Source organism: Streptococcus sp. 11-4097 (assembly GCF_018215285.2).
Lineage (GTDB): Bacteria > Bacillota > Bacilli > Lactobacillales > Streptococcaceae > Streptococcus.
Genome location: NZ_CP185262.1, coordinates 289,049 through 315,535 on the forward strand (window position 1 = coordinate 289,049; position 26,487 = coordinate 315,535).

The 26,487-nt window shown below is 41.0% G+C and carries 25 protein-coding genes, 1 tRNA gene and 1 riboswitch; of the genes, 23 read left to right on the forward strand and 3 right to left on the reverse strand.

The genetic code is table 11. The annotated features are described in order from the left end of the window. Positions 1 to 48 precede the first annotated feature (48 nt). The 10 genes from KB197_RS01540 (at position 49) to KB197_RS01585 (ending at position 8,184) form a co-directional block, all read left to right on the forward strand. A complete protein-coding gene (locus tag KB197_RS01540) occupies positions 49 to 732 on the forward strand; it encodes a Bax inhibitor-1/YccA family protein (protein WP_001016903.1) in 684 nt (227 codons plus the stop codon). A gap of 111 nt (positions 733 to 843) precedes the next feature. Beyond that, positions 844 to 1,836 (forward strand): aspartate--ammonia ligase, encoded by a 993-nt coding sequence (gene asnA, locus KB197_RS01545; RefSeq protein WP_049510788.1) that lies wholly within the window; start codon positions 844 to 846, stop codon positions 1,834 to 1,836. A gap of 64 nt (positions 1,837 to 1,900) precedes the next feature. Continuing rightward, positions 1,901 to 2,440, forward strand: coding sequence for a 16S rRNA (guanine(966)-N(2))-methyltransferase RsmD (rsmD, locus tag KB197_RS01550; protein WP_004241152.1), 540 nt, complete (start codon positions 1,901 to 1,903; stop codon positions 2,438 to 2,440). Beyond that, positions 2,430 to 2,918: a pantetheine-phosphate adenylyltransferase gene (gene coaD / locus KB197_RS01555; protein WP_212573535.1), complete on the forward strand. Its 489-nt coding sequence runs from the start codon at positions 2,430 to 2,432 to the stop codon at positions 2,916 to 2,918. The genes rsmD and coaD overlap by 11 nt, the downstream gene beginning before the upstream one ends. Continuing rightward, the gene (locus tag KB197_RS01560) at positions 2,902 to 3,939 is read left to right on the forward strand and encodes a SepM family pheromone-processing serine protease (protein ID WP_000727281.1); all 1,038 of its coding nucleotides are present in this window, start codon (positions 2,902 to 2,904) and stop codon (positions 3,937 to 3,939) included. The genes coaD and KB197_RS01560 overlap by 17 nt, the downstream gene beginning before the upstream one ends. 57 nt (positions 3,940 to 3,996) lie before the next feature. Further along, a complete protein-coding gene (locus KB197_RS01565; protein WP_000250389.1) occupies positions 3,997 to 4,227 on the forward strand; it encodes a DUF1146 family protein in 231 nt (76 codons plus the stop codon). 23 nt (positions 4,228 to 4,250) lie between these two features. Continuing rightward, the gene (gene murA / locus KB197_RS01570; protein ID WP_024057810.1) at positions 4,251 to 5,534 is read left to right on the forward strand and encodes a UDP-N-acetylglucosamine 1-carboxyvinyltransferase; all 1,284 of its coding nucleotides are present in this window, start codon (positions 4,251 to 4,253) and stop codon (positions 5,532 to 5,534) included. Then, positions 5,527 to 5,715 (forward strand): DNA-directed RNA polymerase subunit beta, encoded by a 189-nt coding sequence (locus KB197_RS01575; protein WP_043901723.1) that lies wholly within the window; start codon positions 5,527 to 5,529, stop codon positions 5,713 to 5,715. Before murA ends, KB197_RS01575 begins: the two co-directional genes overlap by 8 nt. Before the next feature lie 38 nt (positions 5,716 to 5,753). Then, positions 5,754 to 6,578, forward strand: coding sequence for a DNA-entry nuclease EndA (endA, locus tag KB197_RS01580; RefSeq protein ID WP_212573534.1), 825 nt, complete (start codon positions 5,754 to 5,756; stop codon positions 6,576 to 6,578). 274 nt (positions 6,579 to 6,852) lie between these two features. Then, the gene (locus tag KB197_RS01585) at positions 6,853 to 8,184 is read left to right on the forward strand and encodes a hemolysin family protein (RefSeq protein WP_212573533.1); all 1,332 of its coding nucleotides are present in this window, start codon (positions 6,853 to 6,855) and stop codon (positions 8,182 to 8,184) included. A 196-nt stretch (positions 8,185 to 8,380) separates the two neighbouring features. Here KB197_RS01585 and KB197_RS01590 read toward each other — a convergent pair. Then, positions 8,381 to 8,451 (reverse strand) — tRNA-Cys (locus KB197_RS01590). A 161-nt stretch (positions 8,452 to 8,612) separates the two neighbouring features. Between KB197_RS01590 and KB197_RS01595 the strand changes: the two genes are divergently transcribed. From KB197_RS01595 to KB197_RS01630, 8 genes are all read left to right on the forward strand, one after another. Further along, a complete protein-coding gene (locus tag KB197_RS01595) occupies positions 8,613 to 10,601 on the forward strand; it encodes a peptide ABC transporter substrate-binding protein (protein ID WP_212573532.1) in 1,989 nt (662 codons plus the stop codon). Between the two features lie 66 nt (positions 10,602 to 10,667). After that, positions 10,668 to 12,164, forward strand: a complete 1,497-nt coding sequence (locus KB197_RS01600) for an ABC transporter permease (protein ID WP_000759915.1) — start codon at positions 10,668 to 10,670, stop codon at positions 12,162 to 12,164. Further along, positions 12,164 to 13,090, forward strand: a complete 927-nt coding sequence (gene oppC / locus KB197_RS01605) for an oligopeptide ABC transporter permease OppC (protein WP_000103691.1) — start codon at positions 12,164 to 12,166, stop codon at positions 13,088 to 13,090. Before KB197_RS01600 ends, oppC begins: the two co-directional genes overlap by 1 nt. 8 nt (positions 13,091 to 13,098) lie before the next feature. Next, positions 13,099 to 14,166: an ABC transporter ATP-binding protein gene (locus KB197_RS01610; RefSeq protein ID WP_000159550.1), complete on the forward strand. Its 1,068-nt coding sequence runs from the start codon at positions 13,099 to 13,101 to the stop codon at positions 14,164 to 14,166. Between the two features lie 10 nt (positions 14,167 to 14,176). Further along, the gene (locus KB197_RS01615; protein ID WP_033684751.1) at positions 14,177 to 15,103 is read left to right on the forward strand and encodes an ATP-binding cassette domain-containing protein; all 927 of its coding nucleotides are present in this window, start codon (positions 14,177 to 14,179) and stop codon (positions 15,101 to 15,103) included. Between the two features lie 454 nt (positions 15,104 to 15,557). Next, entirely contained in the window at positions 15,558 to 16,535 is a 978-nt protein-coding gene (locus tag KB197_RS01620; RefSeq protein ID WP_064276394.1) for an ABC transporter substrate-binding protein, read from the forward strand. An 11-nt stretch (positions 16,536 to 16,546) separates the two neighbouring features. After that, positions 16,547 to 17,440 carry an ABC transporter permease gene (locus tag KB197_RS01625; protein ID WP_064276393.1) on the forward strand — a complete coding sequence of 298 codons (894 nt, stop codon included), beginning with the start codon at positions 16,547 to 16,549 and terminating at the stop codon, positions 17,438 to 17,440. A 12-nt stretch (positions 17,441 to 17,452) separates the two neighbouring features. Then, the gene (locus tag KB197_RS01630; RefSeq protein WP_000157661.1) at positions 17,453 to 18,256 is read left to right on the forward strand and encodes an ABC transporter ATP-binding protein; all 804 of its coding nucleotides are present in this window, start codon (positions 17,453 to 17,455) and stop codon (positions 18,254 to 18,256) included. A 43-nt stretch (positions 18,257 to 18,299) separates the two neighbouring features. Here KB197_RS01630 and KB197_RS01635 read toward each other — a convergent pair whose 3' ends face one another. Further along, positions 18,300 to 19,739, reverse strand: coding sequence for a TrkH family potassium uptake protein (locus tag KB197_RS01635; RefSeq protein WP_212573531.1), 1,440 nt, complete (start codon positions 19,737 to 19,739; stop codon positions 18,300 to 18,302). Positions 19,740 to 19,742: 3 nt separating this feature from the next. After that, positions 19,743 to 21,092 (reverse strand): Trk system potassium transporter TrkA, encoded by a 1,350-nt coding sequence (gene trkA, locus KB197_RS01640; RefSeq protein WP_212573530.1) that lies wholly within the window; start codon positions 21,090 to 21,092, stop codon positions 19,743 to 19,745. 188 nt (positions 21,093 to 21,280) lie between these two features. Here trkA and KB197_RS01645 point away from each other — a divergent pair, with 188 nt between their 5' ends. The 5 genes from KB197_RS01645 (at position 21,281) to KB197_RS01665 (ending at position 26,058) form a co-directional block, all read left to right on the forward strand. Then, positions 21,281 to 22,129: an SAM hydrolase/SAM-dependent halogenase family protein gene (locus tag KB197_RS01645; RefSeq protein WP_212573529.1), complete on the forward strand. Its 849-nt coding sequence runs from the start codon at positions 21,281 to 21,283 to the stop codon at positions 22,127 to 22,129. 18 nt (positions 22,130 to 22,147) lie between these two features. Continuing rightward, positions 22,148 to 22,696: an ECF-type riboflavin transporter substrate-binding protein gene (locus KB197_RS01650; RefSeq protein ID WP_000403160.1), complete on the forward strand. Its 549-nt coding sequence runs from the start codon at positions 22,148 to 22,150 to the stop codon at positions 22,694 to 22,696. A 168-nt stretch (positions 22,697 to 22,864) separates the two neighbouring features. Beyond that, positions 22,865 to 24,547, forward strand: coding sequence for an ABC transporter ATP-binding protein (locus KB197_RS01655; RefSeq protein ID WP_212573528.1), 1,683 nt, complete (start codon positions 22,865 to 22,867; stop codon positions 24,545 to 24,547). Next, positions 24,532 to 25,362 carry an energy-coupling factor transporter transmembrane component T gene (locus tag KB197_RS01660; RefSeq protein WP_212573527.1) on the forward strand — a complete coding sequence of 277 codons (831 nt, stop codon included), beginning with the start codon at positions 24,532 to 24,534 and terminating at the stop codon, positions 25,360 to 25,362. Before KB197_RS01655 ends, KB197_RS01660 begins: the two co-directional genes overlap by 16 nt. A gap of 192 nt (positions 25,363 to 25,554) precedes the next feature. Next, positions 25,555 to 26,058, forward strand: coding sequence for a tRNA (cytidine(34)-2'-O)-methyltransferase (locus KB197_RS01665; protein ID WP_000181382.1), 504 nt, complete (start codon positions 25,555 to 25,557; stop codon positions 26,056 to 26,058). 59 nt (positions 26,059 to 26,117) lie between these two features. Further along, positions 26,118 to 26,336, forward strand: a riboswitch (FMN riboswitch). The last annotated feature ends 151 nt before the right edge of the window (positions 26,337 to 26,487 follow it).

Sequence of the window (26,487 nt, forward strand, 5' to 3'; positions counted from 1 at the left end):
CTTTCTTTGTTATAATCAAGGAAAGATATTCATTGAAAAGGAGAAAAGATGAATCACACTATTATTCACGACCGCGCAGGTCTCAATCAATTTTACGCTAAGGTTTATGCCTTTGTTGGTCTGGGAATCGGACTATCCGCTTTAGTATCAGGTCTTATGTTGACGGTCTTTCAATCTCAGTTGGTTTACTTTTTGATGCAGGGACGTCTCTGGTTGACCATTGCTACTTTTGCGGAGTTGGCCTTGGTTTTCGTTGCCAGTAACATGGCCTTAAAGAATAGTCCAGCGGCTCTTCCAGTATTTTTACTTTACTCTGTTTTAAACGGCTTTACCCTTAGTTTTGTGGTGGCCTTCTATACTCCGGGTACAGTTTTATCCGCCTTTGTGTCGAGCGCCCTTCTCTTCTTTGTCATGGCGGCAGTTGGCATGTTCACCAAGAAAGATTTGAGTGGTCTTGGTCGGGCTATGATGGCGGCTCTTATCGGTTTGCTGATTGCCATGGTAGTTAATATTTTCTTGGCTAGCGGTTTCTTTGATTATATGATTAGCGTAGCCATGGTTTTGGTTTTCTCAGGGTTGATTGCTTGGGACAACCAAAGAATTCGTCTTGCTTATGAACAATCACAAGGCCGTGTAGCGACAGGTTGGGTTGTGTCAATGGCTCTCAGTATCTATCTTGATTTTATCAATCTTTTCCTAAGTATTCTACGTATCTTTGGTCGTAATGACTAATAGGTCCCTAACATCAGTGTTCGAAGGAGCACTGATTTTTTTATATTTGGTCTTTTCTTTTCTTGGAAATAGGTGTATAATGCTTTTAATTAATTTTTTGAGGAGTAGTTTATGAAGAAAAGTTTTATTCATCAACAAGAAGAGATTTCCTTTGTCAAAAACACTTTTACCCAGTATTTGAAAGATAAGTTAGAAGTTGTCGAAGTTCAAGGTCCTATCTTGAGCAGGGTCGGCGACGGGATGCAGGATAATTTATCAGGTGTGGAGAACGCCGTATCAGTCAAGGTTCTCCAAATCCCTGATGCTACTTATGAAGTTGTGCACTCACTTGCTAAATGGAAACGTCATACTTTGGCCCGTTTTGGTTTCGGTGAGGGAGAAGGTCTTTTTGTCCACATGAAGGCCCTTCGTCCAGACGAAGATTCGCTGGATGCGACCCACTCTGTTTATGTTGACCAGTGGGACTGGGAGAAGGTTATCCCAAATGGACAACGTAACATTGCCTACCTAAAAGAAACAGTTGAGAAGATTTATAAGGCTATTCGCCTGACTGAGCTAGCTGTTGAAGCCCGCTATGATATTGAGTCTGTCTTGCCAAAACAAATCACCTTTATCCACACAGAAGAGTTGGTAGAACGCTACCCAGACTTGACACCAAAAGAGCGTGAAAATGCTATTTGTAAAGAATTTGGAGCAGTCTTCTTGATCGGTATCGGTGGTGAATTACCAGACGGTAAACCGCACGATGGACGTGCACCAGACTACGATGACTGGACAAGTGAGTCTGAAAATGGCTATAAGGGTCTAAATGGTGATATTCTTGTCTGGAATGAGTCTCTGGGTGGAGCCTTTGAGTTGTCTTCTATGGGAATTCGTGTTGATGAAGAAACCCTTCGCCGTCAGGTTGCCATCACAGGTGATGAAGACCGTTTAGAATTGGAATGGCACAAGGCTTTGTTGAATGGTCTATTCCCATTGACAATCGGTGGAGGAATTGGACAATCTCGGATGGCCATGTTCCTACTTCGCAAGAAACACATCGGAGAAGTGCAAACAAGTGTTTGGCCTCAAGAAGTCCGCGATACTTACGAAAATATTTTGTAGAGAATCGAACCGCAAGGTTCGGTTTTCTTTCTCTTTTCGCCCATAATTTGGTATAATAAACGGTATGAAAATCGTATCAGGAATCTATGGGGGACGTCCCCTAAAGACACTAGAAGGAAAGACGACAAGACCTACTTCGGATAAGGTTAGGGGAGCCATTTTTAACATGATTGGTCCCTACTTTGAAGGGGGACGAGTCTTGGACCTGTATGCAGGTAGTGGTGGTTTATCTATCGAGGCAGTCTCGCGTGGCATGTCCAGCGCTGTTTTGGTGGAACGAGAACGTAAGGCTCAGGCTATCGTGGCTGAAAATATTCAGATGACCAAGGAAGTTGGAAAATTTGAGCTCCTCAAGATGGATGCAGAAAGGGCATTGGAACAGGTATCTGGGGAATTTGACCTCATTTTCTTAGACCCTCCTTATGCCAAGGAACAAATCGTAGCAGATATTGAAAAAATGGATGAGAAAGAGCTTTTTTCTGAAGATGTCATGGTCGTGTGTGAGACGGATAAGGCCGTCGAACTTCCAGAAGAAATTGCCTGCCTGGGTATCTGGAAGGAAAAAATTTATGGAATTAGTAAGGTGACAGTTTATGTCAGATAAGATTGGCTTATTCACAGGCTCATTTGATCCGATGACAAATGGGCATCTGGATATGATTGAACGGGCGAGCAGACTCTTTGATAAGCTCTATGTCGGTATTTTTTTCAATCCCCATAAACAAGGATTTCTCCCTCTTGAAAATCGTAAACGGGGACTAGAAAAGGCTTTGGAACATTTGGGGAATGTTGAAGTCGTGTTTTCTCATGATGAATTGGTGGTTGATGTTGCAAAAAGACTGGGGGCTACTTGTCTAGTGCGTGGTTTGAGGAATGCAGCGGATTTGCAATATGAAGCCAGTTTTGATTACTACAACCATCAGCTGTCTCCTGATATAGAGACCATTTATTTACATAGTCGACCTGAACATCTCTATCTCAGTTCATCCGGTGTTAGAGAGCTTTTGAAGTTTGGTCAGGATATTGCTTGCTATGTTCCTGAGAGTATTTTGGAGGAAATAAGAAATGAAAAAAAAGATTAGATGGCCCTTATATGTCATTGCGGCCTTAATTGTGACTTTCTTGGCATTTGTAGTGCCCTTGCCCTACTATATAGAAGTTCCAGGTGGTTCGGAAGATATTCGCCAAGTCCTTAAAGTCAATGACACAGAAGATAAGGAAGCTGGGGCCTATCAATTCGTTACGGTTGGTGTCCAGCACGCTACTTTAGCCCATATGATTTATGCTTGGTTGACGCCTTTTACAGATATTCGTAGTGCCCAAGAGACTACAGGTGGTTCTTCCGATGTTGAATTTATGCGGATCAATCAATTCTACATGCAAACATCGCAAAATATGGCCAAGTATCAAGGGCTAAAAACAGCTGGTAAGGATATTGAACTCAAATACCTTGGGGTTTATGTTTTGACTGTGACAGATAATTCAACCTTTAAAGGGATTCTCAACATCTCTGATACGGTTACAGCAGTCAATGATCAAACCTTTGACAGTTCCAAAGACTTGATTGATTACGTCAATTCTCAAAAACTAGGGGACTCCGTCAAGGTCACCTATGAAGAGGATGGGCAAACCAAGTCTGCAGAAGGTAAGATTATCACCTTGGAAAATGGCAAAAATGGAATTGGAATCGGTTTGATTGACCGTACAGAAGTGACCAGTGATGTTCCAATTCGCTTTTCAACAGCTGGTATTGGCGGTCCAAGTGCTGGCCTCATGTTTAGTCTGGCCATCTATACCCAAATAGCTGACCCTGGCCTTCGTAATGGCCGCATTGTTGCCGGTACAGGAACCATTGACCGCGATGGTAATGTGGGAGACATTGGAGGTATCGATAAGAAAGTTGTAGCTTCGGCTAGAGAAGGTGCTGCTATTTTCTTTGCCCCTGATAACCCTGTTAGCGAAGAAGAACAAAAAGCACATCCTGATGCGAAAAATAACTACCAAACAGCCCTGGAAGCAGCTAAAACAATCAAGACAGATATGAAAATAGTGCCAGTTAAAACCCTACAAGATGCAATTGATTACTTGAAAAACAATCCCTAGTTTTTAAGTGAAGTTTCCAAACTAGCGCACAAACAGAGAAGATGGTATAATAGTCAAATGGTTCAATTATTATTCACTCTAAGCAGTCACATGCTCTTTATTTATGTGAGTTTTTACCTTTTAAAGGATCTTGTTAGATGGGAAAAGGTTTTAAAAGTGACAGCTGAGAATACAAGAAAAGTCCGTTTATTGATAGCTCTTTTCAGTATTGTAATGGGCTACATCATGAGTTCATTCTTTATCAGCCTGTATCAGTTGTGGCAAGAAGTGCTTAGAGGATTATTATAAAATCAAGAGTAAAGGAAATAAGTATGGAAAAAATTGTGGTTCAAGGTGGCGATAATCGTCTGGTAGGAAGTGTTACGATCGAAGGAGCAAAGAATGCAGTCTTGCCCTTGTTGGCAGCGACTATTCTAGCAAGTGAAGGAAAGACCGTCTTGCAGAATGTTCCTATCTTGTCAGATGTGTTCACTATGAATCAGGTGGTTCGTGGTTTGAATGCCAAGGTGGATTTTAATGAAGAAGATCATCTTGTTGAGGTGGACGCGACTGGCGATATCACTGAGGAAGCTCCTTACAAGTATGTCAGCAAGATGCGTGCATCTATCGTTGTCTTGGGACCAATTCTTGCCCGTGTAGGTCATGCCAAGGTATCCATGCCAGGTGGTTGTACGATTGGTAGCCGCCCTATTGATCTGCATTTGAAAGGTCTAGAAGCTATGGGGGCTAAGATTAGTCAGACAGCTGGTTATATCGAAGCCAAGGCTGATCGCTTACATGGAGCTCATATCTACATGGACTTCCCAAGTGTTGGTGCTACTCAGAACTTGATGATGGCAGCGACGCTGGCTGATGGGGTTACAGTGATTGAAAATGCTGCGCGTGAGCCTGAGATTGTGGACCTAGCCATTCTCTTAAATGAAATGGGAGCTAAAGTAAAAGGTGCTGGTACAGAGACCATTACCATTACCGGTGTGGAGAAACTTTATGGTACGACTCACAATGTGGTCCAAGACCGTATTGAAGCTGGAACCTTTATGGTGGCTGCTGCCATGACTGGTGGTGATGTCCTGATTAAAGATGCTGTTTGGGAGCACAACCGTCCCTTGATTGCCAAATTGCTTGAAATGGGAGTGGAAGTGACGGAGGAGACTGAAGGAATTCGAGTTCGCTCTCAACTAGAAAATCTAAAAGCTGTCCATGTGAAAACCTTGCCCCACCCAGGATTTCCAACAGATATGCAGGCTCAATTTACAGCCTTGATGACTGTCGCAAAAGGCGAATCAACTATGGTGGAGACAGTTTTTGAAAATCGTTTCCAACACCTAGAAGAAATGCGCCGTATGGGCTTGCACTCTGAAATTATCCGTGATACAGCACGTATTGTTGGTGGACAGCCTTTGCAGGGAGCAGAAGTTCTTTCAACTGACCTTCGTGCCAGTGCAGCCTTGATTTTGACAGGTTTGGTAGCACAAGGAGAAACCGTAGTTGGTAAATTAGTCCACTTGGATAGAGGCTACTACCGTTTTCATGAGAAGTTGGCGCAGTTGGGTGCTAAGATTCAGCGGATTGAGGCAAGTGATGAAGATGAATAAGAAATCAGGCTACGTAGCCAAGCGTTTACTTTTAGTCATTCTGGTACTGATTTTAGGTGCTTTAGCCCTAGGAATCGGTTTAATGGTCGGTTATGGAATCTTGGGCAAGGGTCAAGATCCATGGGCTATCCTGTCTCCAGCAAAATGGCAGGAATTGATTCATAAATTTACAGGAAATTAGGCTGGAAAACCAGCCTTTTTCTAGAGATAAGGAGAAATATGAACAAAAAAACAAGACAGACACTAATCGGATTGCTGGTATTATTACTTTTATCTGCCGGTAGCTATTATATCAAGCAGATGCAGTCGACAGCTAATACTCCTAAAACTAAGGTGAGTCAGAAAAAACAAGCGTCTGAAGCTCCTAGTCAAGAATTGGCAGAAAGTGTCTTAACAGATGTAGTCAAGAGTCAAATAAAAGGGAGTCTGGAGTGGAATGGATCAGGTGCTTTTATCGTCAATGGTAATAAAACAAACCTAGATGCCAAGGTTTCAAGTAAACCTTACGCCGATAATAAAACAAAGACAGTGGGCAAGGAAACCGTGCCAACTGTAGCCAATGCTCTCTTGTCTAAGGCAACCCGACAGTACAAGAATCGTGAAGAAACGGGGAATGGTTCGACTTCATGGATTCCTCCAGGATGGCATCAGGTTAAGAATCTAAAGGGGACTTATACCCATGCGGTCGATAGAGGTCATTTGTTAGGCTATGCCTTGATCGGTGGCTTGGATGGTTTTGATGCTTCTACAAGCAATCCTAAAAACATTGCTGTTCAGACAGCCTGGGCAAATCAGGCGCAAGCTGAGGATTCGACAGGGCAAAACTACTATGAAAGCCTGGTACGTAAAGCCTTGGACCAAAACAAGCGTGTCCGTTACCGTGTAACCCTTTATTATGCTTCAAACGAGGATTTAGTACCTTCAGCTTCACAGATTGAAGCCAAGTCTTCAGACGGAGAATTGGAATTTAATGTTCTAGTTCCCAATGTTCAAAAGGGGCTTCAACTGGATTACAGAACTGGAGAAGTGACTGTTACTCAGTAAAATACAAAATAAACTCCTATGTCACTTGTCGATATAGGAGTTCTTTCTTACTAGTTTAAGCAGGGCTACAATAGATACTGTTACTCAATGAAAATCAAAGTGCAAACTAGGAAGCTAGCCGCAGCTTGCTCAAAGCACAGCTTTGAGGTTGCAGATAAAGCTGACGTGGTTTGAAGAGATTTTCGAAGAGTATGAGAAAAAATAATATGTAATATGTACTGGACTATATTTTGTGATATAATAGAGGGTAAGATACTATTTTAGGAGAAGAACTATGGAAGACCCAAGTAGTCAGAATTTGTTGCTACAATTTGTTTTATTGTTTATCTTGACGGTGTTAAATGCCTTTTTCTCAGCCACAGAAATGGCCATGGTGTCACTAAATCGTGCGCGGGTTGAACAAAAGGCAGAAGAAGGAGATAGACGCTATATCCGTCTGCTGAAGGTACTAGAAAATCCTAACCACTTTTTATCAACCATTCAAGTAGGGATTACCCTGATTACGATCTTATCAGGGGCGAGTTTGGCAGAAACTCTGGGACGAGAAATTGCATCTTGGCTTGGAAATGGCGAAACATCTTATGCCGTTGCAAGTTTTCTATCTTTAGCATTTTTGACTTATATTTCCATCGTTTTTGGGGAATTGTATCCTAAGAGAATCGCTCTTAATCTAAAGGATGCCTTGGCGATTCGTACAGCGCCAGTTATCATTGGGCTTGGGAAACTAGTTAGTCCCTTTGTTTGGCTCTTGTCTGCATCTACCAATCTCTTGAGTCGCTTGACTCCAATGACTTTTGACGATGCTGATGAAAAAATGACCCGTGATGAAATTGAGTACATGTTGACAAATAGTGAAGAAACACTAGATGCTGACGAAATTGAGATGTTACAAGGGATTTTCTCACTGGACGAATTAATGGCCAGAGAAGTCATGGTTCCTCGAACGGATGCCTTCATGGTCGATATTCAGGATGATAGTCAAACCATCATCCAAAGTATTTTAAAACAAAATTATTCTCGTATCCCTGTCTATGATGGGGATAAGGATAACGTGATTGGGATCATTCACACCAAGAGTCTCCTTAAGGCGGGCTTTGTGGACGGTTTTGATAATATTGTTTGGAAGAAAATCTTACAAGATCCACTTTTTGTTCCTGAAACTATTTTTGTGGATGACTTGTTAAAAGAACTGCGCAATACCCAAAGACAAATGGCAATCTTGCTAGATGAATACGGTGGGATGGCTGGTTTGGTGACCCTGGAAGACCTCTTAGAGGAAATCGTTGGGGAAATCGATGACGAAACAGATAAGGCTGAAATCGAAGTTCATAAAATTGGAGAAGATACTTATATTGTTCAAGGTACCATGAATCTCAATGATTTTAATGACTACTTTGATGTTGAACTGGAAAGTGATGACGTTGATACCATCGCTGGTTATTATTTGACAGGAGTTGGGACCATTCCAACGACTGAGAGACTCAGTTATGAATTAGTCAGCCAAAACAAACAACTTATCCTAACCAATGATAAGGTGAAAAATGGACGTGTTACCAAGGTAAAAGTCCAAATTACCGAAGTTGAAATAGAAGAAGAAACAGAGTAAACTAGAGGCTTTTGTCACCAGGCGTGACAAAGCTTTTTTCAGTTGATTTCAAAAGGAAATTGTGTCCTCGAAAAACTCAGCCCCAAACTTGCCTCAAAAGTTTTTTAAAGTTATACGTATTTATTCAAGGAAAAAGAAAAAAGCCCTTTAAATTGGGCTTTCTGTTTAAATGAAACCTGATAAATCAAGTTAAAGAAGGCGGTAGACGGATTTGAACCGACGATCAAGCTTTTGCAGAGCCGTGCCTTACCACTTGGCTATACCGCCTTAACGTTTATTATTATACCTTGAAAATGATTTTCAGTCAATAGCTTTTTCAGATTTTTTGTGTCAATAAGCCTAAATATTCTGAAAATTCGTTTACTTTTCTTGAAATCTATGATATAATTGATGATAACCTATACTTTATTTATAAGAGGAGTAAATAAATGAAAAAAAGTCAAGTGCTTGCTGTAGCGGGAGCTACCTTATTAACGTCAGGAGTTCTAGCTGCGTGTTCAAACACTAGTTCGAATAATGCTAAACTAGCAAAAGATTACCAATATGTTTATCAAACAGATCCAGAAACCTTGGATTATATCGTCAGCAATATCGATTCAACATCATTCGTCACAACAAATGCTGTAGATGGTTTGTTGGCTAATGATAAATATGGTAACTTGGTTCCTTCTATTGCTGAATCATGGACAGTTTCAAAAGATGGTTTGACTTATACCTATAAAATCCGTAAGGATGCTAAATGGGTTACAGCAGAGGGAGAAGAATACGCTCCTGTAACTGCTAAAGACTTCGTTACTGGTTTGAAACATGCCGTAGATGGAAAATCAAAAGGACTTTCAATCGTTAGCTCTTCTATTAAGGGATTAGAACCCTATATCAAGGGTGAAACAAGCGATTTTTCAACCGTTGGAGTAAAAGCACTTGATGATCAAACACTAGAATATACCTTGAACCAGCCAGAAACTTTCTGGAATGATAAGACCACTAGTGGTGTTTTGATGCCGGTTAATGAAGAATTCTTAACTTCAAAAGGGGAAGGTTTTGGTGCCCCAACCGATGCTAACTCTATTCTTTATAACGGTCCATTTGTCTTAAAATCTGTAACTCCAAAATCATCTATCGAGATGGCTAAAAATGATGCTTACTGGGACAAAGAAAATGTAAAAATTGAGAACGTTAAGTTCACTTTCTGGGATGGTAAGGACCAAGATGTGATTGCTAAAGGTTTTGCTGATGGTCAATATAGCAAGGCTCGTATCTTCCCTACAAGTTCTACATATGAAAAATATGCAGCTGACTTTAAAGATAACATTTACTTTAATGAACCAGGAGCGGGTGTTGCAACTGTCAGCTTGAATTATGGCCGTACAACCTATAACCACACTGCCAAAACAAGTGATACCCAAAAGACATCTACTCAGAAAGCATTGCTAAACAAGGAATTCCGTCAAGCCTTGAACTTTGCTGTCGATCGCAATTCTTACTCAGCTCAAACAAATGGTACTGATGGAGCTGCAGTAGCCATCCGTAATACGTTTGCACCTTATAATCTTCAAGTTGGTAAGAAAACATTTGGTGAATTGGTACAAGATAGCTTGGCTAAGACAAATTCTTCTACTTGGTCAAACGTGTCTCTAGCAGATTCTCAAAATGGCCTTTACAATGAAGAAAAAGCGAAAGAAGTCTTTGCTAAAGCCAAATCAAGTCTACAAGCTGAAGGTGTTGAATTCCCAATCCACTTGGATGCCCTGGTTATCCAAGAATCAACAGCGGTTGTAAACCGTGTTCAATCATTGAAACAATCAATTGAAAAAGTATTGGGTTCAGATAATGTTGTTGTAGACTTACAACAAATGACTCAAGCAGAAGCTTTACCAATTTCATTTAGCGCTCCAACAGCTAAAGAGCAAGACTGGGATATCCATACCTTGCTAGGATGGAACCCGGACTATCAAGATCCTTCTACTTTCTTGGATCAATTCGTCCTTAAGGGAGGAAGCACTCGCCTTTACCTTGGTATTGACCAAAACACAGATGCATCAGTAGTAAGCAAACTTGGTTTAGCTGACTATGGAAAATTACTTGATGACGCAAACAGCGAAAACCAAGATGTTCAAAAACGTTATGAAAAATACGCGGTGGCACAAGCTTGGTTGACTGACAATGCTTTGACAATTCCAGTAATGGCTTCTCCTAAAGAAACAGCCGTTTCATATGTTTCAAAAGTTCTACCATTTAGCTCTTCATATTCTGTAGCCGGCCTTAAAGGTGAAAATTCAGGATACTTGAAGTACACTGAAGTTGGTGAAAAAGCAATCACCAAAGAAGAGTATGAAAAAGCTCGTGAAAAATGGTTGAAAGAAAAGACTGAGTCAAACGAAAAAGCTCAAAAAGAATTGGCAAGTCATGTGAAGTAAATAATTTTCAATAGAACTTTCTCTCCATGAGGAGAAGGTTCTTTTGGGATTTTTAAAGGAAATGATATGAAAAAATATATTTTTATGCGTGTTTTGCGGTCCTTGGTTTCTATCTTCTTAGTAACAACCTTGACTTACACGATTATCTATACAATGGTTCCTCGAAAATTGATTTTCAAACAGGATACCAACTATAACAAGATTGCTACAACTGCTGATAAACGTGATAACTATGAGAATACCGTTTATGAGCGTATGGGCTATATCGAGTACTACGATACCAAAGAGTTGCAAGAAAAAGCTAGCCAGATGGATGCTTCTGTAACAGTTGAAGCCAATGATACCAACAAGGCTATCTATGAAAAATACATCAAACAAATCGGTCATGGTTGGACCCTGGGAGAATTTACTGAAAGTGGCCAATTCTACGCTACGCGTGAAATCCCGATTTTTGAACGTGTTTTTCACTTCTATGCTAACTTGATTGACATTGATCATACAAATAAAATTCAAGACCCTGAAAATCCAGACTTGAAACGTTACCTTCGTTTTGAAAACGATCCAGCGATCGGATGGTCCTTGGTCGGTTCAGGAACAAAACACAAATATCTCTTGTACTTCAACAGTCAGTTCCCGTTTGTGCATCAAAACTTTGTGAACATTAATTTAGGTGACTCTTATCCAACCTATGCTAATAGCCCTGTTTTACAGGTCATTACTCAAGGACAAGGGCAAACAAAAACATCTCAAGTTCAGTTCCCAACAGGTAAGAAAACTTCTTCTGTAAATATTTACTCAAGAACCTACAAATCGCCTAGTCAGGCTGATTCTCGTGAAGTAGCTAACTATGGGAAAGATGACCCATATACTGCAACTGAAAGCAACTACCAATATCCTTCTATGATTGCTAGCTCTGCAGTCGTTGGATTGATTGGTTTGGTGATTTCTTATGCGATTGCCGTGCCACTTGGTTCAGCTATGGCTCGCTTCAAGAATACTTGGATTGATAGCTTCTCAACAGGGTTTTTGACCTTCTTGATGGCCCTTCCAACCATTGCCTTGGTTTACATTGTTCGTTTGATTGGATCATCAATTGGTCTTCCAGATTCATTCCCTATTTTGGGTGCTGGAGATTGGCGTTCGTATGTTTTACCAGCAGTGATTCTTGGTTTGTTGGGTGCTCCTGGTACAGCTATTTGGATTCGTCGTTACATGATTGACTTGCAATCACAGGACTTTGTTCGTTTTGCTCGTGCCAAAGGTTTGTCTGAAAAAGAAATTTCAAACAAACACATCTTTAAAAATGCCATGGTTCCGCTGGTTTCAGGAATTCCTGGTGCCGTTATCGGGGTTATTGGTGGTGCAACCCTTACTGAAACAGTCTTCGCCTTCCCAGGTATGGGTAAAATGTTGATTGACTCTGTAAAAGCATCTAATAACTCTATGGTCGTTGGTCTTGTCTTCATCTTTACATGTATTTCTATCTTCTCACTTCTTTTGGGAGATATTTGGATGACTATTATTGACCCACGTATTAAATTGACTGAGAAAGGAGGCAAATAATGTCTACAATCGATAAAGAAAAATTTCAGTTTGTAAAACGTGACGATTTTGCCTCTGAAGCTATTGATGCGCCAGCTTATTCATACTGGGGTTCAGTGTTTAGACAATTTATGAAGAAGAAATCAACTGTAGTCATGTTGGGAATCTTGGTAGCTATCATTTTGATGAGTTTCATCTACCCAATGTTTTCTAAGTTTGATTTCAATGATGTCAGCAAGGTAAACGACTTTAGTGCTCGTTATATCAAGCCAAATGCTGAGCATTGGTTCGGTACAGACAGTAACGGTAAATCTCTTTTTGACGGTGTCTGGTTCGGAGCTCGTAACTCTATCCTCATTTCTGTGATTGCGACAGTAATTAACTTGGTTATCGGTGTTTTTGTCGGTGGTATTTGGGGAATTTCAAAATCAGTTGACCGCGTGATGATGGAAGTTTATAACGTCATCTCAAACATCCCATCTCTTTTGATTGTCATTGTCTTGACTTACTCAATCGGAGCTGGATTCTGGAATCTGATTTTTGCCATGAGTGTGACGACATGGATTGGGATTGCCTTCATGATCCGTGTGCAAATCTTGCGTTATCGTGACTTGGAATACAACTTGGCGTCACGTACTCTGGGAACACCAACCTTGAAGATTGTTGCCAAAAATATCATGCCTCAATTGGTATCTGTTATTGTGACAACCATGACTCAAATGCTTCCAAGCTTTATCTCATACGAAGCCTTCTTGTCATTCTTCGGTCTTGGATTACCGATTACCGTGCCAAGTTTGGGGCGTTTGATTTCAGATTATTCACAAAACGTAACAACAAATGCTTACTTGTTCTGGATTCCATTGACAACTCTTGTCTTGGTATCCTTGTCCCTTTTCGTAGTTGGTCAAAACTTAGCGGATGCTAGTGATCCACGTACACATAGATAGGAGTAGAAATGACAAAAGAAAAAAATGTAATTTTGACTGCTCGCGATATTGTCGTGGAATTTGACGTTCGTGACAAAGTATTGACAGCCATTCGAGGCGTTTCCCTTGAACTAGTTGAAGGAGAAGTATTAGCCTTGGTAGGTGAGTCAGGATCAGGAAAATCTGTTTTGACAAAGACTTTCACAGGTATGCTTGAAGAAAATGGTCGCATTGCCCAAGGTAGTATTGACTACCGTGGTCAAGATTTGACAGCTTTATCTTCTCATAAAGATTGGGAACAAATTCGTGGGGCTAAGATTGCGACTATCTTCCAAGATCCAATGACTAGTTTGGACCCAATTAAAACAATTGGTAGTCAGATTACAGAAGTTATTGTAAAACACCAAGGAAAAACAGCTAAAGAAGCGAAAGAATTGGCGATTGACTACATGAATAAGGTTGGGATTCCAGACGCAGATAGACGTTTTGATGAATACCCATTCCAATATTCTGGAGGAATGCGTCAACGTATCGTTATTGCGATTGCCCTTGCCTGCCGACCTGATGTCTTGATCTGTGATGAGCCAACGACTGCCTTGGATGTGACTATCCAAGCACAGATTATTGATTTGCTAAAATCTTTACAAAACGAGTACCATTTCACAACAATCTTTATCACCCACGACCTTGGTGTGGTGGCAAGTATTGCGGATAAGGTAGCGGTTATGTATGCAGGAGAAATCGTTGAGTATGGAACTGTTGAGGAAGTCTTCTATGACCCTCGCCATCCATATACATGGAGTCTCTTGTCTAGCTTGCCTCAGCTTGCTGATGATAAAGGGGATCTTTACTCAATCCCAGGAACACCTCCGTCACTTTATACTGACCTGAAAGGGGATGCCTTTGCCTTGCGTTCTGACTATGCAATGCAGATTGACTTCGAACAAAAAGCTCCTCAATTCTCAGTATCAGAGACACATTGGGCTAAAACTTGGCTACTTCATGAGGATGCTCCAAAAGTAGAAAAACCAGCTGTGATTGCAAATCTCCATGATAAGATTCGTGAAAAAATGGGATTTGCCCATCTGGCTGACTAGGAGGAAGGAAATGTCTGAAAAATTAGTAGAAATCAAAGATTTAGAAATTTCCTTCGGTGAAGGAAGTAAGAAGTTTGTCGCGGTTAAAAATGCTAACTTCTTTATCAACAAGGGAGAAACTTTCTCGCTTGTTGGTGAGTCAGGTAGTGGGAAAACAACTATTGGTCGTGCCATTATTGGTCTAAATGACACAAGTAATGGTGATATTATTTTTGATGGTCAAAAGATTAATGGTAAGAAGTCGCGTGAACAAGCTGCGGAATTGATTCGTCGTATCCAGATGATTTTCCAAGACCCTGCAGCAAGTTTGAATGAACGTGCGACTGTTGATTATATTATTTCTGAAGGTCTTTACAATCATCATCTGTTCAAGGATGAAGAAGAACGTAAAGAGAAAGTTCAAAATATTATCCGTGAAGTAGGTCTTCTTGCTGAACACTTGACTCGTTACCCTCATGAGTTTTCAGGTGGTCAACGTCAACGTATCGGTATTGCTCGTGCCTTGGTGATGCAACCAGACTTTGTTATTGCGGATGAGCCCATTTCAGCCTTGGACGTTTCTGTTCGTGCCCAAGTCTTGAACTTGCTCAAAAAATTCCAAAAAGAACTTGGCTTGACCTATCTCTTTATCGCCCATGACTTGTCGGTTGTCCGTTTTATTTCAGATCGTATCGCGGTTATTTACAAGGGTGTTATTGTAGAGGTTGCAGAAACAGAAGAATTGTTTAACAATCCAATTCATCCATATACTCAAGCCTTGCTTTCAGCGGTACCAATCCCAGATCCAATCTTGGAACGTAAGAAGGTCTTGAAGGTTTACGACCCAAGTCAACACGACTATGAGACTGATAAGCCATCTATGGTAGAAATCCGTCCAGGTCACTATGTTTGGGCTAACCAAGCCGAATTAGCGCGTTACCAACAAGGGTTAAACTAATAATGGTTTTATAATTTCCATATCAATTTTTATGGGAATTATAAACCTTTTTTTGTTGGACTGATTTGAAAAAATCTTTGAAAGAGTTCTGAAAGAATTTTCGAAAAATTTTAAAAAATTCTGAAATATTCTTGACAGGTGATGAAAAAGGTGGTAAGATAGGAAACATCAAAAAAGAAAGCAGAAAAAGAAATGAATAAGAAACAAGCTGTAACGATGAATCAAAACTTTTACTTTAGCTACTTTAGATAGTGTTTGTAGACATGTCACCATGGATGCAAACAGTTCAAGCAATTTGTTTGTATCTATGTGGCTAAGATTTTTGATTGTGGTCCATATAGATGAATATCTAAATGGACTAGCTAAGTTGTAACTTGTTAGATTATTTCAAGCATCCGTTTAGATAGTATCTAGGCGGTTTTTTGTTTTATCTTTTCTGAGAAGGAGTTTCATTATGAAAGTTGTTCGAAAATTACTAGCCCCCCTCTTGGTAGTGGGGATTCTCTTGACCTCTCTGATTAGTTTGCATCAGTTGAAGGCAGATAAGAAAAAAGATATGTTTCGTATCGGTATTTCGCAATTTATTACCCATCAGTCTTTAGACGCTACTAGAGAAGGTTTTGTGGATGAGCTGGCCAAACAAGGCTATGTTGAGGGGAAAAATATTGAGATTGATTTGCAAAATGCACAGGGAGAACAACGAAACCTAAAAACAATTTCCCAGCAACTAGCAGAATCTAGTGATGTCGTTCTAGCTATCGCAACGCCTTCTGCTCAGAGTTTGGCTAATACAACACAAACGATACCGGTTATCTTTTCAGCTGTAACAGACCCTGTCAGTGCCAAGTTGGTTGAGTCAAGAGAACACCCTGGGGGCAATGTGACTGGGACAAGCGATCAGTCATCAGATGCCATTTCAACCCAAATCAATTTGATAAAGAAAGTGTTGCCAAAAGCTAAAACAATTGGAATTCTTTATACTCAGAGTGAGCCCAATTCGGTTGTCCAAAAGGATGAAGCTAAGCGTCTTTTGGAAGAAAAAGGCTTTACCGTTGTTGAAAAAACAATCTTGGACAGTAACAACGTCAAGGCGGCTGCAGAAAGCTTGATGGCAGAGGTGGATATGGTTTTTGTACCAACGGATAATATCATTTCGTCAACCATGGAAACAGTCAAGCAGGTTTCTATTAAACACAAGGTTCCAGTATTTGGTGGTTCAACAGAAATGGTTGCGGTTGGTGGCTTGTATAACTACGGAACCAATTATGAAGAATTGGGAAGACAGACAGCTCGCATGCTGATTCGTGTTTTAAAAGGTGAGAAGCCAGAAAATATAGCAGTTGAGTTGCCTGGAAAACTGGAATTGCATACCAATCAAGAAATGGCAGAAGCATTGGGAATTGATATTAGTAAGTTAGAAGGCAAGGAATAAGGAGGTTTAAGATGAATTTTGTGTTATCTAGTTTATCAGAAGGTTTGCTATGGTCGATTATGGCGATTGGGGTCTACTTGACTTTCCGTATTTTGGATATTGCGGATATGACTGCTGAAGGAGCCTTTCCACTGGGGGCGGCTGTCGTCGTATCTCAGATACAGGCAGGGACAAATCCTTGGATTGCGACCGTACTAGCTTTGCTGGCAGGTATGGTAGCAGGCCTTGTATCAGGAATGCTTCACACCAAGATGAAAATTCCAGCTCTCTTGACAGGGATTGTGACCTTGACAGGGCTTTATTCCATCAATATTAAAATCATGGGAAGCGTGCCCAATCTTTCCTTGGGAGATTCTTCAACTGTCTTTAAACAGTTGGCGAGCTTGGGACTGACAAATGAAGGAGCTGTTTTCTCATTCAGTTTAGCCTGTCTCTTACTTGTTTGTTTGGTCTTGACTCTTTTGATGAAAACAGAGATTGGCTTGGTCTTGCGTTCGATTGGAGACAATATTCCGATGAGTGAGGCCAACGGGGTCAATGTAGACACCATGAAGATTGTTGGTTACATGATTTCAAACGGTTTGATTGCCTTATGTGGTTCCTTGTTTGCCCAAAATGATGGATTTTCAGATGTGACTTCTGGGACAGGAACCATTGTTGTTGGTTTGAGTGCAGTGATTATTGCGGAAGTTTTGATACACGACTTGACCATTGGAGGCCGCTTGTTATCCATCGGAATCGGTGCCATTGTTTATCGTTTGATTATTTTAAATATCTATGAAATTCCAAATCTAGATCAAAACTTGGTACGTCTCTTTAATGCAATCTTGTTGGCCTTAGTTTTATTTGCACCAGAATTGCAAAAGAGATTAAAGATTCGTGGTTTGAAATTGAGAAATGAATAGGAGGAGAAAGTTATGGCAAGTTTGTTAACACTTGAAAATATTCACAAGACATTTGAAGCAGGGACGGTCAATGAGAACCATGTCCTCAAAGGATTAGATTTAGAGGTTGAAGAGGGAGATTTTATCTCTGTGATTGGTGGAAATGGAGCAGGGAAATCCACTTTGATGAATATCTTGGCTGGCAATCTATCGGTGGACGAAGGGGACCTTTTATTGGCAGGAAAATCCATTAAAAATCTGAGTGTCAGAAAGAGAGCCAAGGATATTGCCCGTGTTTTTCAAGATCCTAAGATGGGGACAGCTTCTCGTTTGACGATTGAGGAGAATATGGCTATTGCCTTGAGACGCGGGCAGAAGAGAGGGCTTGGTTGGGGAGTGAAGGAGAAGGATAGAATCCAGTTCCAAGAGGCCTTGAAGGAGTTGAATATTGGTCTTGAAAACCGCTTAAAAGTAGATACTCAATACCTATCAGGAGGACAAAGACAGGCTTTGACCCTAGTCATGGCAGCTCTAGTGAAACCCAAACTTTTGCTTTTGGATGAACATACTGCGGCACTTGACCCGAAAACTAGTCAAATGGTGATGGATTTGACGCAAAAGATTGTGGAACACCATCAGTTGACGACTTTGATGATTACCCATGATATGAACCATGCGATTGAGTACGGCAATCGTCTCATTATGCTCTATCAAGGCAAGATAGTGGTAGATGTCAAGGGAGAGGAGAAAAAGCATCTGACAGTTGAAGACCTCATGCATCTCTTCCAGAAAAATAGTGGCCAAAGTCTAGTCAGTGATGAATTGGTTTTGGGATAAAGAAAAACACCACACTTTGTAAGACACAAGGTGTGGTTATATTTTATCTCTTAGACCAAGTTCTCTTCATAAAGAGAAGTAGGATTGGATAAATCTCCAAGCGCCCTGCAATCATTGCAAAGGAGAGGAGAATTTTTGAGATAGGACTAAAGATTGCGAAGCTAGAAGTGGTTCCTAGAATAGGCCCGATATTATTGAAACAGCTAAAGACAGCGCTGGTCACAACCAGAAAATCATTGCTATCTAGGCTGACAATAAAGATAAGGGATAGCAAAATCATAGAATAGATGACAAAGTACTTGAGAATCTTATGCTGGGTATCTTTGTCAATCACCGTTTTATTAACATGGAGGGTCAAGACACGGTGGGGCGATAGGATTGACAAAATTTGATTTTTAGCAATTTTTGAAAGGATAAGGCCTCGAATAACCTTGAGTCCACCTGCGGTTGAACCAGCAGAACCACCGATACCCATGAGGAAGAGAAGGATAAACTGGGAGAAGAGGGGCCAGTTGGTAATGTCTCCGTAACCAAAACCAGTTGTTGTAATGATATTGGAAACCTGGAAGAAGGCCATTTCAAAACTCATTGAAAATCCTGGATAGAGATAGAGGGTATTAAGGCTAATCAAGCCTGTAGAAAGCAGAACAATGACCAGGTAAGCACGAAGTTCCTCGTCACCAAAGAAGGCTTTGACCCGACGGAGCATGAGGTAGTAGTAGAGATTGAAATTTACCCCAAAAACCAGAACTCCGATACTAACTAGATAGGTAATCAGTGAGCTACCATAGTGGGCGATTCCATCGTTATAGACTGTAAAACCTCCTGTACCTGCTGTTCCCATGGCAATGACAAAACTATCAAATAGGGGCATGCCAGCCAGATAATAGATGATGACAAAGAGGGAGAAGAGAGCTAGATAAAGGAGATAGAGAATCTGGGCAGTATTTTTGAGTTTGGATACAACCTTGCCAAAAACAGGGCCAGGAACCTCAGCCTTCATCACTTCTAGGTGACTATTCTTGGCATTATCCATAATAGCAAGTGCAAAAACAAGCACTCCCATCCCTCCAATCAAGTGGGTAAAACTTCGCCAGAAGAGGAGGGAACGACTGAGGACCGAAACGTCGTTCAGAATAGTTGCTCCAGTAGTTGTAAAGCCAGAACTGATTTCAAAAAAGGCATCGATAACGCTGGGAATTTGCTTAGCAAAAACAAAGGGGAGACCGCCAAAGAAGGACCAAAGGATCCAACAGAGGGCAACAATCAAGACTCCCTCCTTGGCATAAATCCGTTGATTTTTGGGCTTTTGTAAAATTCCTGAACCGCCTAGTAATACGAGAATCCCTATTGTTGAAAAGAGGGCCGTAAAGACTTGGCTCGATTCACGGTAATAGAGAGCGACAGCTACAGGAACCAAGAGGAGAACAGCTTCAATCAAAAGTAACTTTGAAAGGAGGTAACGAATCATACTTTTATTCATCTCTTACCTCGCGATCAAGTCATAAATCTTGGTGATATTTGGCAACAAAGTTGTTACTAGGAGCTTGTCTCCAACTTCCAACCTATCCTCCCCAGTAGGGAAAATAGTCTTGCCCTTTCGAATGATAGCTGCAATAAGAACCCCTTTTTTCAGTTTTAGTTGAGAAAGAGGTCTGGCAGTCATTTTATTAGCTTCCTTGATATGGAATTGCAGGGTTTCGATTTGGCCATTGGCTAGATGGTGCATGGCCTGAAGGTCTGAATACTGGGCATTAACCCGACCACGAATAAAATGCATGATTGTATCTACAGCGATGCTTTTAGGTGTGATGATACTTGAAAAATCAGGCGCATTGATAATCTCGAGGAGACTGGTACGATTGACCTTGGTGATATTTTTTTGTACACCTACCCTGTCAAGGAACATCGAAGTAATCAGATTTTCCTCATCGACCCCTGTTAGAGTCGCAACGGCATCATAGTTCTGAGCACTTTCTTCCAGCAGGATATCTTTTGCGGTACCATCTCCTTGAACGATGTAGAGGTTTGGGAATTTCTCGCTAAAGAAGCTAGCGATTTCGGGATTGATTTCAATAACTTTGGTATCGATACGACTGTCTTTGAGGATACCTAGTAGATAATAGGCAATTCTACCTGCACCGACGATGAGAAGGCTCTTCACGGCACGAGATTTAAAATAATTATGGAAGAGCATCATATCAACACGGTTACCAGTGACAAAGATTCTATCTTTATCCTGTATGGTCATGTCACCACTTGGGATGATAATTTGATGATCCCTCTCTATCGCACAGACAATGACATTGCCAAATTTTTTCCGAAAATCAGAAATGGGCATTTGGCAAAGACCGCTGGAGGATTTAACAGTGAATTCCATCAAGCTTACCCGTCCACCAAAGAAACGTTCGACAGATAGGGCGTTGGGGAAGTCAATGATGTTGGCAATAGCGCGGGCAGCCAAGAGCTCAGGGTTAACGATAAGAGAAAAACCGAGAATATTCTTTTCCTTGAAATAAGAGTTAGAATATTCAGGGTTCCGCACCCGAACGATGGTCTCTTTAGCTCCCATTTTTTTGGCTAGAACGGCTGCAATCATGTTGACTTCATCGTATTCAGTCAGGGCGATAAAGATATCACAATCCTGGACACTGGCTTGCTCAAGGATGGTAAAATCGGCCCCGTTACCAAGGATACCCATGATATCAAAGCGATTGACAATATGATTGAGGACAGTTTCGTCTTGCTCAATCAGCAAAACATCATGCTTTTCTGCAACCAAGGAGCGACAGAGGGCAGAACCAACTTTTCCCCCTCCGACAAGGATAATTTTCATAATAAAACCTACTTTTTCATGATGTAACTATCATACCTTTTTTCAAGAAAAAATGCACCTACTAGCTAATCACCAGAGTTTTTAGTAGGAAATTTGCTATAAGGTAAAACTATACCCTAATCAATTGAAATAGCTATTAGCACCTTTCTCTGAAATATGGTATGATAAAGGATATACAAGGAGATAAAATGAATAATAATTTACTGGTATTACAATCAGACTTTGGTTTGGTAGATGGTGCGGTATCGGCTATGATTGGAGTGGCTTTAGAAGAGTCTCCAACCTTAAAAATCCATCACTTGACGCACGATATCACTCCTTATAATATTTTTGAGGGGAGCTATCGTCTCTTTCAGACGGTGGATTACTGGCCTGAGGGAACGACTTTTGTATCGGTTGTCGATCCAGGTGTCGGCTCGAAACGTAAGAGTGTGGTTGCTAAGACTGCAAAAAATCAATACATTGTCACGCCAGATAATGGAACGCTTTCTTTTATCAAGAAACACGTTGGCATTGTGGCTATTCGTGAGATTTCTGAAGTGGCCAATAGACGTCAAAACACAGAGCATTCTTATACTTTCCACGGTCGTGATGTTTATGCTTATACTGGTGCTAAACTAGCCAGCGGTCACATTAGTTTTGAGGAAGTGGGACCAGAGCTCAGTGTAGACCATATTGTAGAGCTTCCAGTCGTAGAGACCATCATTGAAGATCATCTGGTGAAGGGAGCTATTGATATTCTGGATGTGCGTTTTGGTTCGCTTTGGACCTCTATCACGCGAGAAGAATTTTACAAGCTGGAACCAGAATTCGGTGACCGTTTTGAAGTGACTATCTATCACGCTGATATGCTGGTCTATCAAAATCAGGTTGTTTATGGCAAATCATTTGCAGATGTGAGAATTGGGCAACCCATCCTTTACATCAACTCTCTCTATCGTTTAGGTTTAGCTATCAACCAAGGTTCTTTTGCCAAGGCCTATAATGTGGGTGTCGGTTCATCTTGGACCATTGAAATAAAGAAAATAGAAGGATAAAATAGGAGAATAAATAGTATGGAAATCAAATTTACAATTAAACAAGTTGTTGCTGTCGGAATTGGCGCTGCCCTCTTTGTCGTCATCGGGATGATCAACATTCCGACTCCTGTTCCAAATACAAGCATCCAGCTTCAGTATGCGGTACAAGCGCTACTTTCTATTATTTTTGGACCGATTATCGGTTTGCTTGTCGGGTTGATTGGTCATGCAATCAAGGACTCTCTTGCTGGTTACGGTCTGTGGTGGACTTGGATTATTGCTAGCGGGCTCTTTGGTCTAGCTGTAGGGCTATTTAGAAAGTACGTTCGCGTGATCAATGGTGTCTTTGACTGGAAAGATATTCTTATTTTTAACCTCATTCAACTACTTGCAAATGCCCTTGTTTGGGGTGTCTTGGCACCACTTGGAGATGTTGTGATTTATCAAGAAGCTGCAGAAAAAGTATTTGCCCAAGGGATTGTTGCGGGAATTGCTAATGGTGTATCTGTAGCTATTGCAGGAACTCTTCTCTTGCTTGCCTATGCAGGAACTCAAACTCGTGCAGGAAGTTTGAAAAAGGACTAAAATCATGGGGAAGGCTGGGCAACCAGTCTTTTTCGATGTTTATAGATTAGTTAGGCAAGTAAGCTGGGATAGGAATCTTTTTGGCGCTAAGATTTTAAGAGAAGAGACTGCAAGAAGGGGTAGATTTATGATAAAATAGAAGTCTAAGAAGCGAATGAAGAGAGTAAGATGAAAGAAGCTATAATTGAGTGGAAGGATTTCTCTTTCCGGTATGAAACACAACAAGAACCGACCTTGCAAGGGGTGGACTTGACCATTTATAAGGGAGAGAAAGTCTTAATTGTTGGGCCATCTGGGTCAGGTAAGTCTACCTTGGGTCAATGTTTGAATGGGATTATTCCCAATATTTACAAGGGTCAGACGTCTGGAGAATTTTTGATCAAGGGGCAAGCGGCCTTTGATATGAGTATCTATGATAAGTCTCATCTGGTCAGTACAGTTTTGCAGGATACTGATGGGCAGTTTATCGGTCTGTCTGTGGCAGAAGATTTGGCTTTTGCTCTAGAAAATGATGTAACAAGTTTAGAAGAGATGAAAAGCCGTGTTCATAAATGGGCTGAAAAGCTGGACCTTCTTTCTTTACTGTCTCAGCGTCCTCAGGATTTGTCAGGTGGACAAAAGCAGCGGGTCAGTCTGGCTGGTGTCTTGATTGATGAGAGTCCGATTCTTTTGTTTGATGAGCCACTTGCCAATCTGGATCCCAAGTCAGGTCAGGATATTATCGAATTGATTGACCAGATTCATAAGGAAGAGGGAACGACGACACTTATTATTGAGCATCGTTTGGAGGATGTTCTGCATCGCCCTGTGGATCGGATTGTCTTGATCAATGATGGTCGTATTCTCTTTAATGGGAGCCCTGACCAGCTACTGGCGACTGATTTATTGACCCAAAATGGAATTCGAGAACCCCTTTATCTAACCACTCTCCGTCAATTGGGTGTGGATTTAGCCAAGGAAGAACAATTAGCAAATCTGGATAACTTGTCTATCTCAAAAGGCCAGATTCAGTTGCGGACGGAACTGGTAAAAGAAACCCCAGAATTGCAGTCACTCTTTAAATTAGAGGATGTGTCTTTTTCTTATGATGATAGACCGATTTTAAAATCCATTTATTTAGATATTAAAAAGGGTGAAAAGATTGCCATTGTCGGAAAAAATGGAGCAGGGAAATCAACTCTAGCCAAGGCCATAAGTAGCTTTATCCAGACGGAAGGCCGCTATCTTTGGGAGGGACAGGATATAAAAGGAGATTCTGTTGCAGAGCGGGCGGAACGAGTAGGCTATGTACTACAAAATCCCAATCAAATGATTTCGACCAATATGATTTTTGATGAGGTGGCTCTGGGACTTCGTTTGCGAGGTGTGGACGAGCAGGAAATTGAAACGAGAGTCTATGAAACTTTGAAAATCTGTGGTCTCTATGAATTCCGTAATTGGCCTATTTCTGCCCTGTCATTTGGTCAGAAAAAACGTGTCACCATTGCCTCCATTTTGGTCTTAGGGGCTGAAATTATCCTCTTAGATGAACCAACAGCAGGTCAAGACCAGAAGAACTATACTGAGATTATGGAATTTCTCGAAGAACTGCATCAAAAAGATCATACCATTGTCATGATTACTCATGATATGCAATTGATGCTGGATTATTCAGACCGAGCCCTCGTCATGGTGGATGGGGAATTGATTGCCGATACTGATCCAGCTAGTCTGTTGAGCAATCCTGAGCTGTTAATAAAAGCCAATCTAAAAGAAACTTCGATCTTCAACTTGGCCAAGAAACTAGATGTGGATCCACTTGCTTTAACGGCATTTTACAAAGAAAGGAGAGAAGGATGCAAGCTAAATTAATTGGTTACCAGCATAGAGATACTGTGATTCATCGCTTGTCAGGAGCTGGAAAACTTCTCTTTTTCATCCTTGTGTCATTGGCGGCCATGATTAGCTATGATACCAGACTGCTTGTTCTGATTGCCATCTTTTCGGTCTTTCTCCTCTATTTGTCAGAAATCCGCTTTAAAGATGTTTCCTTTGTGACAGTTTTTGCGACTGTCTTTGCTATTTTAAATGTCTTGATGGTCTATCTCTTTTCTCCCGAATATGGGGTTGGACTTTACGGAGAGAGAAGTGTGATTTGGCAGGGAATCGGAGTCTACACTCTGACCAGTCAAGAGCTCTTTTACCTACTAAATTTGGCCATTAAGTACCTTTGTACCATTCCTCTGGCTATTATCTTTTTGATGACAACACATCCTAGTCAGTTTGCTTCCAGTTTAAATCAAATTGGTGTGCCTTATAAGATTGCCTATTCTGTCAGTCTGACCTTGCGCTATATTCCAGATTTGCAGGAAGAATTCTTTACCATCAAGATGTCTCAGGAAGCGCGTGGGATGGAATTATCCAAGAAAGCTTCTCTCATGCAACGAATCAAAGGCAATCTGCGCATTATCACTCCTCTGATTTTCAGCTCGTTAGAACGCATTGATACCATCGCGACCGCCATGGAGCTTCGTCGCTTTGGAAAAGAGAAAAAGCGGACTTGGTATAGTTACCAGGCCTTGAAAAAAGGAGACTATCTTACCTTGCTCTTGGCAGCCTTGTTTTTAGTAGCTAGTTTACTACTTATCTTGCAAAATCAGGGACGATTTTACAACCCTTGGAAATAGCTTGAAAAAATTGAAAAAATCAAGTCGTTTCTATTGACAATGATTCTGAAAGTGTTATACTAAGAAAGTAGTTTCGCTGATTTACTTCAAACCTGTTGTGAGGTAAGTTAACGATGCCTTAACCACGCTGTTTGCTGAGCTTGACTCCGGGCAGTGTGGCTATTTTTTTGCAATGGTAAAAGGAAGCAAGTCATGACAAATCATATTGTATTATTTGAACCTCAAATTCCACAAAATACAGGCAATATCGCGCGTACTTGCGCTGCGACCAATTCTCCCCTCCACATCATCAAGCCAATGGGCTTTCCTATTGACGACCGCAAGATGAAGCGAGCTGGGTTGGATTATTGGGATAAGCTAGAGATTTATTTTTACGAGAGTTTGGAGGATTTCATGTCTCAGATGAAGGGCAAACTCTATCTGATCTCAAAATTTGCTGAGAAAGTGTATTCTGATGTGGATTTATCGACTGACGAAGACCATTATTTTCTCTTTGGACGTGAAGATAAGGGCTTGCCGGAGGACTTTATGCGAGAACATCCTGAGAAAGCTCTCCGTATTCCTATGAATGATGAACATGTCCGCAGTCTCAATGTGTCTAATACCGTCTGCATGATTGTCTATGAGGCTCTCCGCCAGCAGAACTTTGCAGGTCTTGAGCTTGTTCATACCTATGAAGTGGATAAATTGAAATAAAAAATGAAAATGAAAATGAACAAAATGCTTGCGCTTGCAAGCGTTTTTTGTTATGATAAAAGAGTCTTCAGGGCAGGGTGTGATTCCCGACCGGCGGTAAATTTGACTAGCTATTTTAGCTTTCTCGTCGTTGTCTTGTCTCGATATACTTTAAGTATTATCTTCGACTGCGACGCCTAGATAAATCTAAAATATCTTAGCCAAATAAGTCCGCGAGCGCAAGCTGATGTGGTGAGATTCCACAACCGACAGTATAGTCTGGATGGGAGAAGACGAAAGAATAGCTTTGTCTGTTCTGATAGATTTATAGCTAAACTGTAACCGCTTGCTTGAATTTCCTTAATAGAGTGAGAGGGAACTTTTGGGATATAAAAAGTGAGAATAGATAGAGGAATCCTTTCTAACTTCTTCTGATTTTATAGAAAATTG

What these genes read in the sequence shown, in the direction of transcription:
- KB197_RS01540 (WP_001016903.1), top strand. Translation starts at nt 49, where the DNA reads ATGAATCACACTATTATTCACGACCGCGCAGGTCTCAATCAATTTTAC.
- asnA (WP_049510788.1), top strand. Translation starts at nt 844, where the DNA reads ATGAAGAAAAGTTTTATTCATCAACAAGAAGAGATTTCCTTTGTCAAA.
- rsmD (WP_004241152.1), top strand. Translation starts at nt 1,901, where the DNA reads ATGAAAATCGTATCAGGAATCTATGGGGGACGTCCCCTAAAGACACTA.
- coaD (WP_212573535.1), top strand. Translation starts at nt 2,430, where the DNA reads ATGTCAGATAAGATTGGCTTATTCACAGGCTCATTTGATCCGATGACA.
- KB197_RS01560 (WP_000727281.1), top strand. Translation starts at nt 2,902, where the DNA reads ATGAAAAAAAAGATTAGATGGCCCTTATATGTCATTGCGGCCTTAATT.
- KB197_RS01565 (WP_000250389.1), top strand. Translation starts at nt 3,997, where the DNA reads ATGGTTCAATTATTATTCACTCTAAGCAGTCACATGCTCTTTATTTAT.
- murA (WP_024057810.1), top strand. Translation starts at nt 4,251, where the DNA reads ATGGAAAAAATTGTGGTTCAAGGTGGCGATAATCGTCTGGTAGGAAGT.
- KB197_RS01575 (WP_043901723.1), top strand. Translation starts at nt 5,527, where the DNA reads ATGAATAAGAAATCAGGCTACGTAGCCAAGCGTTTACTTTTAGTCATT.
- endA (WP_212573534.1), top strand. Translation starts at nt 5,754, where the DNA reads ATGAACAAAAAAACAAGACAGACACTAATCGGATTGCTGGTATTATTA.
- KB197_RS01585 (WP_212573533.1), top strand. Translation starts at nt 6,853, where the DNA reads ATGGAAGACCCAAGTAGTCAGAATTTGTTGCTACAATTTGTTTTATTG.
- KB197_RS01595 (WP_212573532.1), top strand. Translation starts at nt 8,613, where the DNA reads ATGAAAAAAAGTCAAGTGCTTGCTGTAGCGGGAGCTACCTTATTAACG.
- KB197_RS01600 (WP_000759915.1), top strand. Translation starts at nt 10,668, where the DNA reads ATGAAAAAATATATTTTTATGCGTGTTTTGCGGTCCTTGGTTTCTATC.
- oppC (WP_000103691.1), top strand. Translation starts at nt 12,164, where the DNA reads ATGTCTACAATCGATAAAGAAAAATTTCAGTTTGTAAAACGTGACGAT.
- KB197_RS01610 (WP_000159550.1), top strand. Translation starts at nt 13,099, where the DNA reads ATGACAAAAGAAAAAAATGTAATTTTGACTGCTCGCGATATTGTCGTG.
- KB197_RS01615 (WP_033684751.1), top strand. Translation starts at nt 14,177, where the DNA reads ATGTCTGAAAAATTAGTAGAAATCAAAGATTTAGAAATTTCCTTCGGT.
- KB197_RS01620 (WP_064276394.1), top strand. Translation starts at nt 15,558, where the DNA reads ATGAAAGTTGTTCGAAAATTACTAGCCCCCCTCTTGGTAGTGGGGATT.
- KB197_RS01625 (WP_064276393.1), top strand. Translation starts at nt 16,547, where the DNA reads ATGAATTTTGTGTTATCTAGTTTATCAGAAGGTTTGCTATGGTCGATT.
- KB197_RS01630 (WP_000157661.1), top strand. Translation starts at nt 17,453, where the DNA reads ATGGCAAGTTTGTTAACACTTGAAAATATTCACAAGACATTTGAAGCA.
- KB197_RS01635 (WP_212573531.1), bottom strand. Translation starts at nt 19,739, where the DNA reads ATGAATAAAAGTATGATTCGTTACCTCCTTTCAAAGTTACTTTTGATT.
- trkA (WP_212573530.1), bottom strand. Translation starts at nt 21,092, where the DNA reads ATGAAAATTATCCTTGTCGGAGGGGGAAAAGTTGGTTCTGCCCTCTGT.
- KB197_RS01645 (WP_212573529.1), top strand. Translation starts at nt 21,281, where the DNA reads ATGAATAATAATTTACTGGTATTACAATCAGACTTTGGTTTGGTAGAT.
- KB197_RS01650 (WP_000403160.1), top strand. Translation starts at nt 22,148, where the DNA reads ATGGAAATCAAATTTACAATTAAACAAGTTGTTGCTGTCGGAATTGGC.
- KB197_RS01655 (WP_212573528.1), top strand. Translation starts at nt 22,865, where the DNA reads ATGAAAGAAGCTATAATTGAGTGGAAGGATTTCTCTTTCCGGTATGAA.
- KB197_RS01660 (WP_212573527.1), top strand. Translation starts at nt 24,532, where the DNA reads ATGCAAGCTAAATTAATTGGTTACCAGCATAGAGATACTGTGATTCAT.
- KB197_RS01665 (WP_000181382.1), top strand. Translation starts at nt 25,555, where the DNA reads ATGACAAATCATATTGTATTATTTGAACCTCAAATTCCACAAAATACA.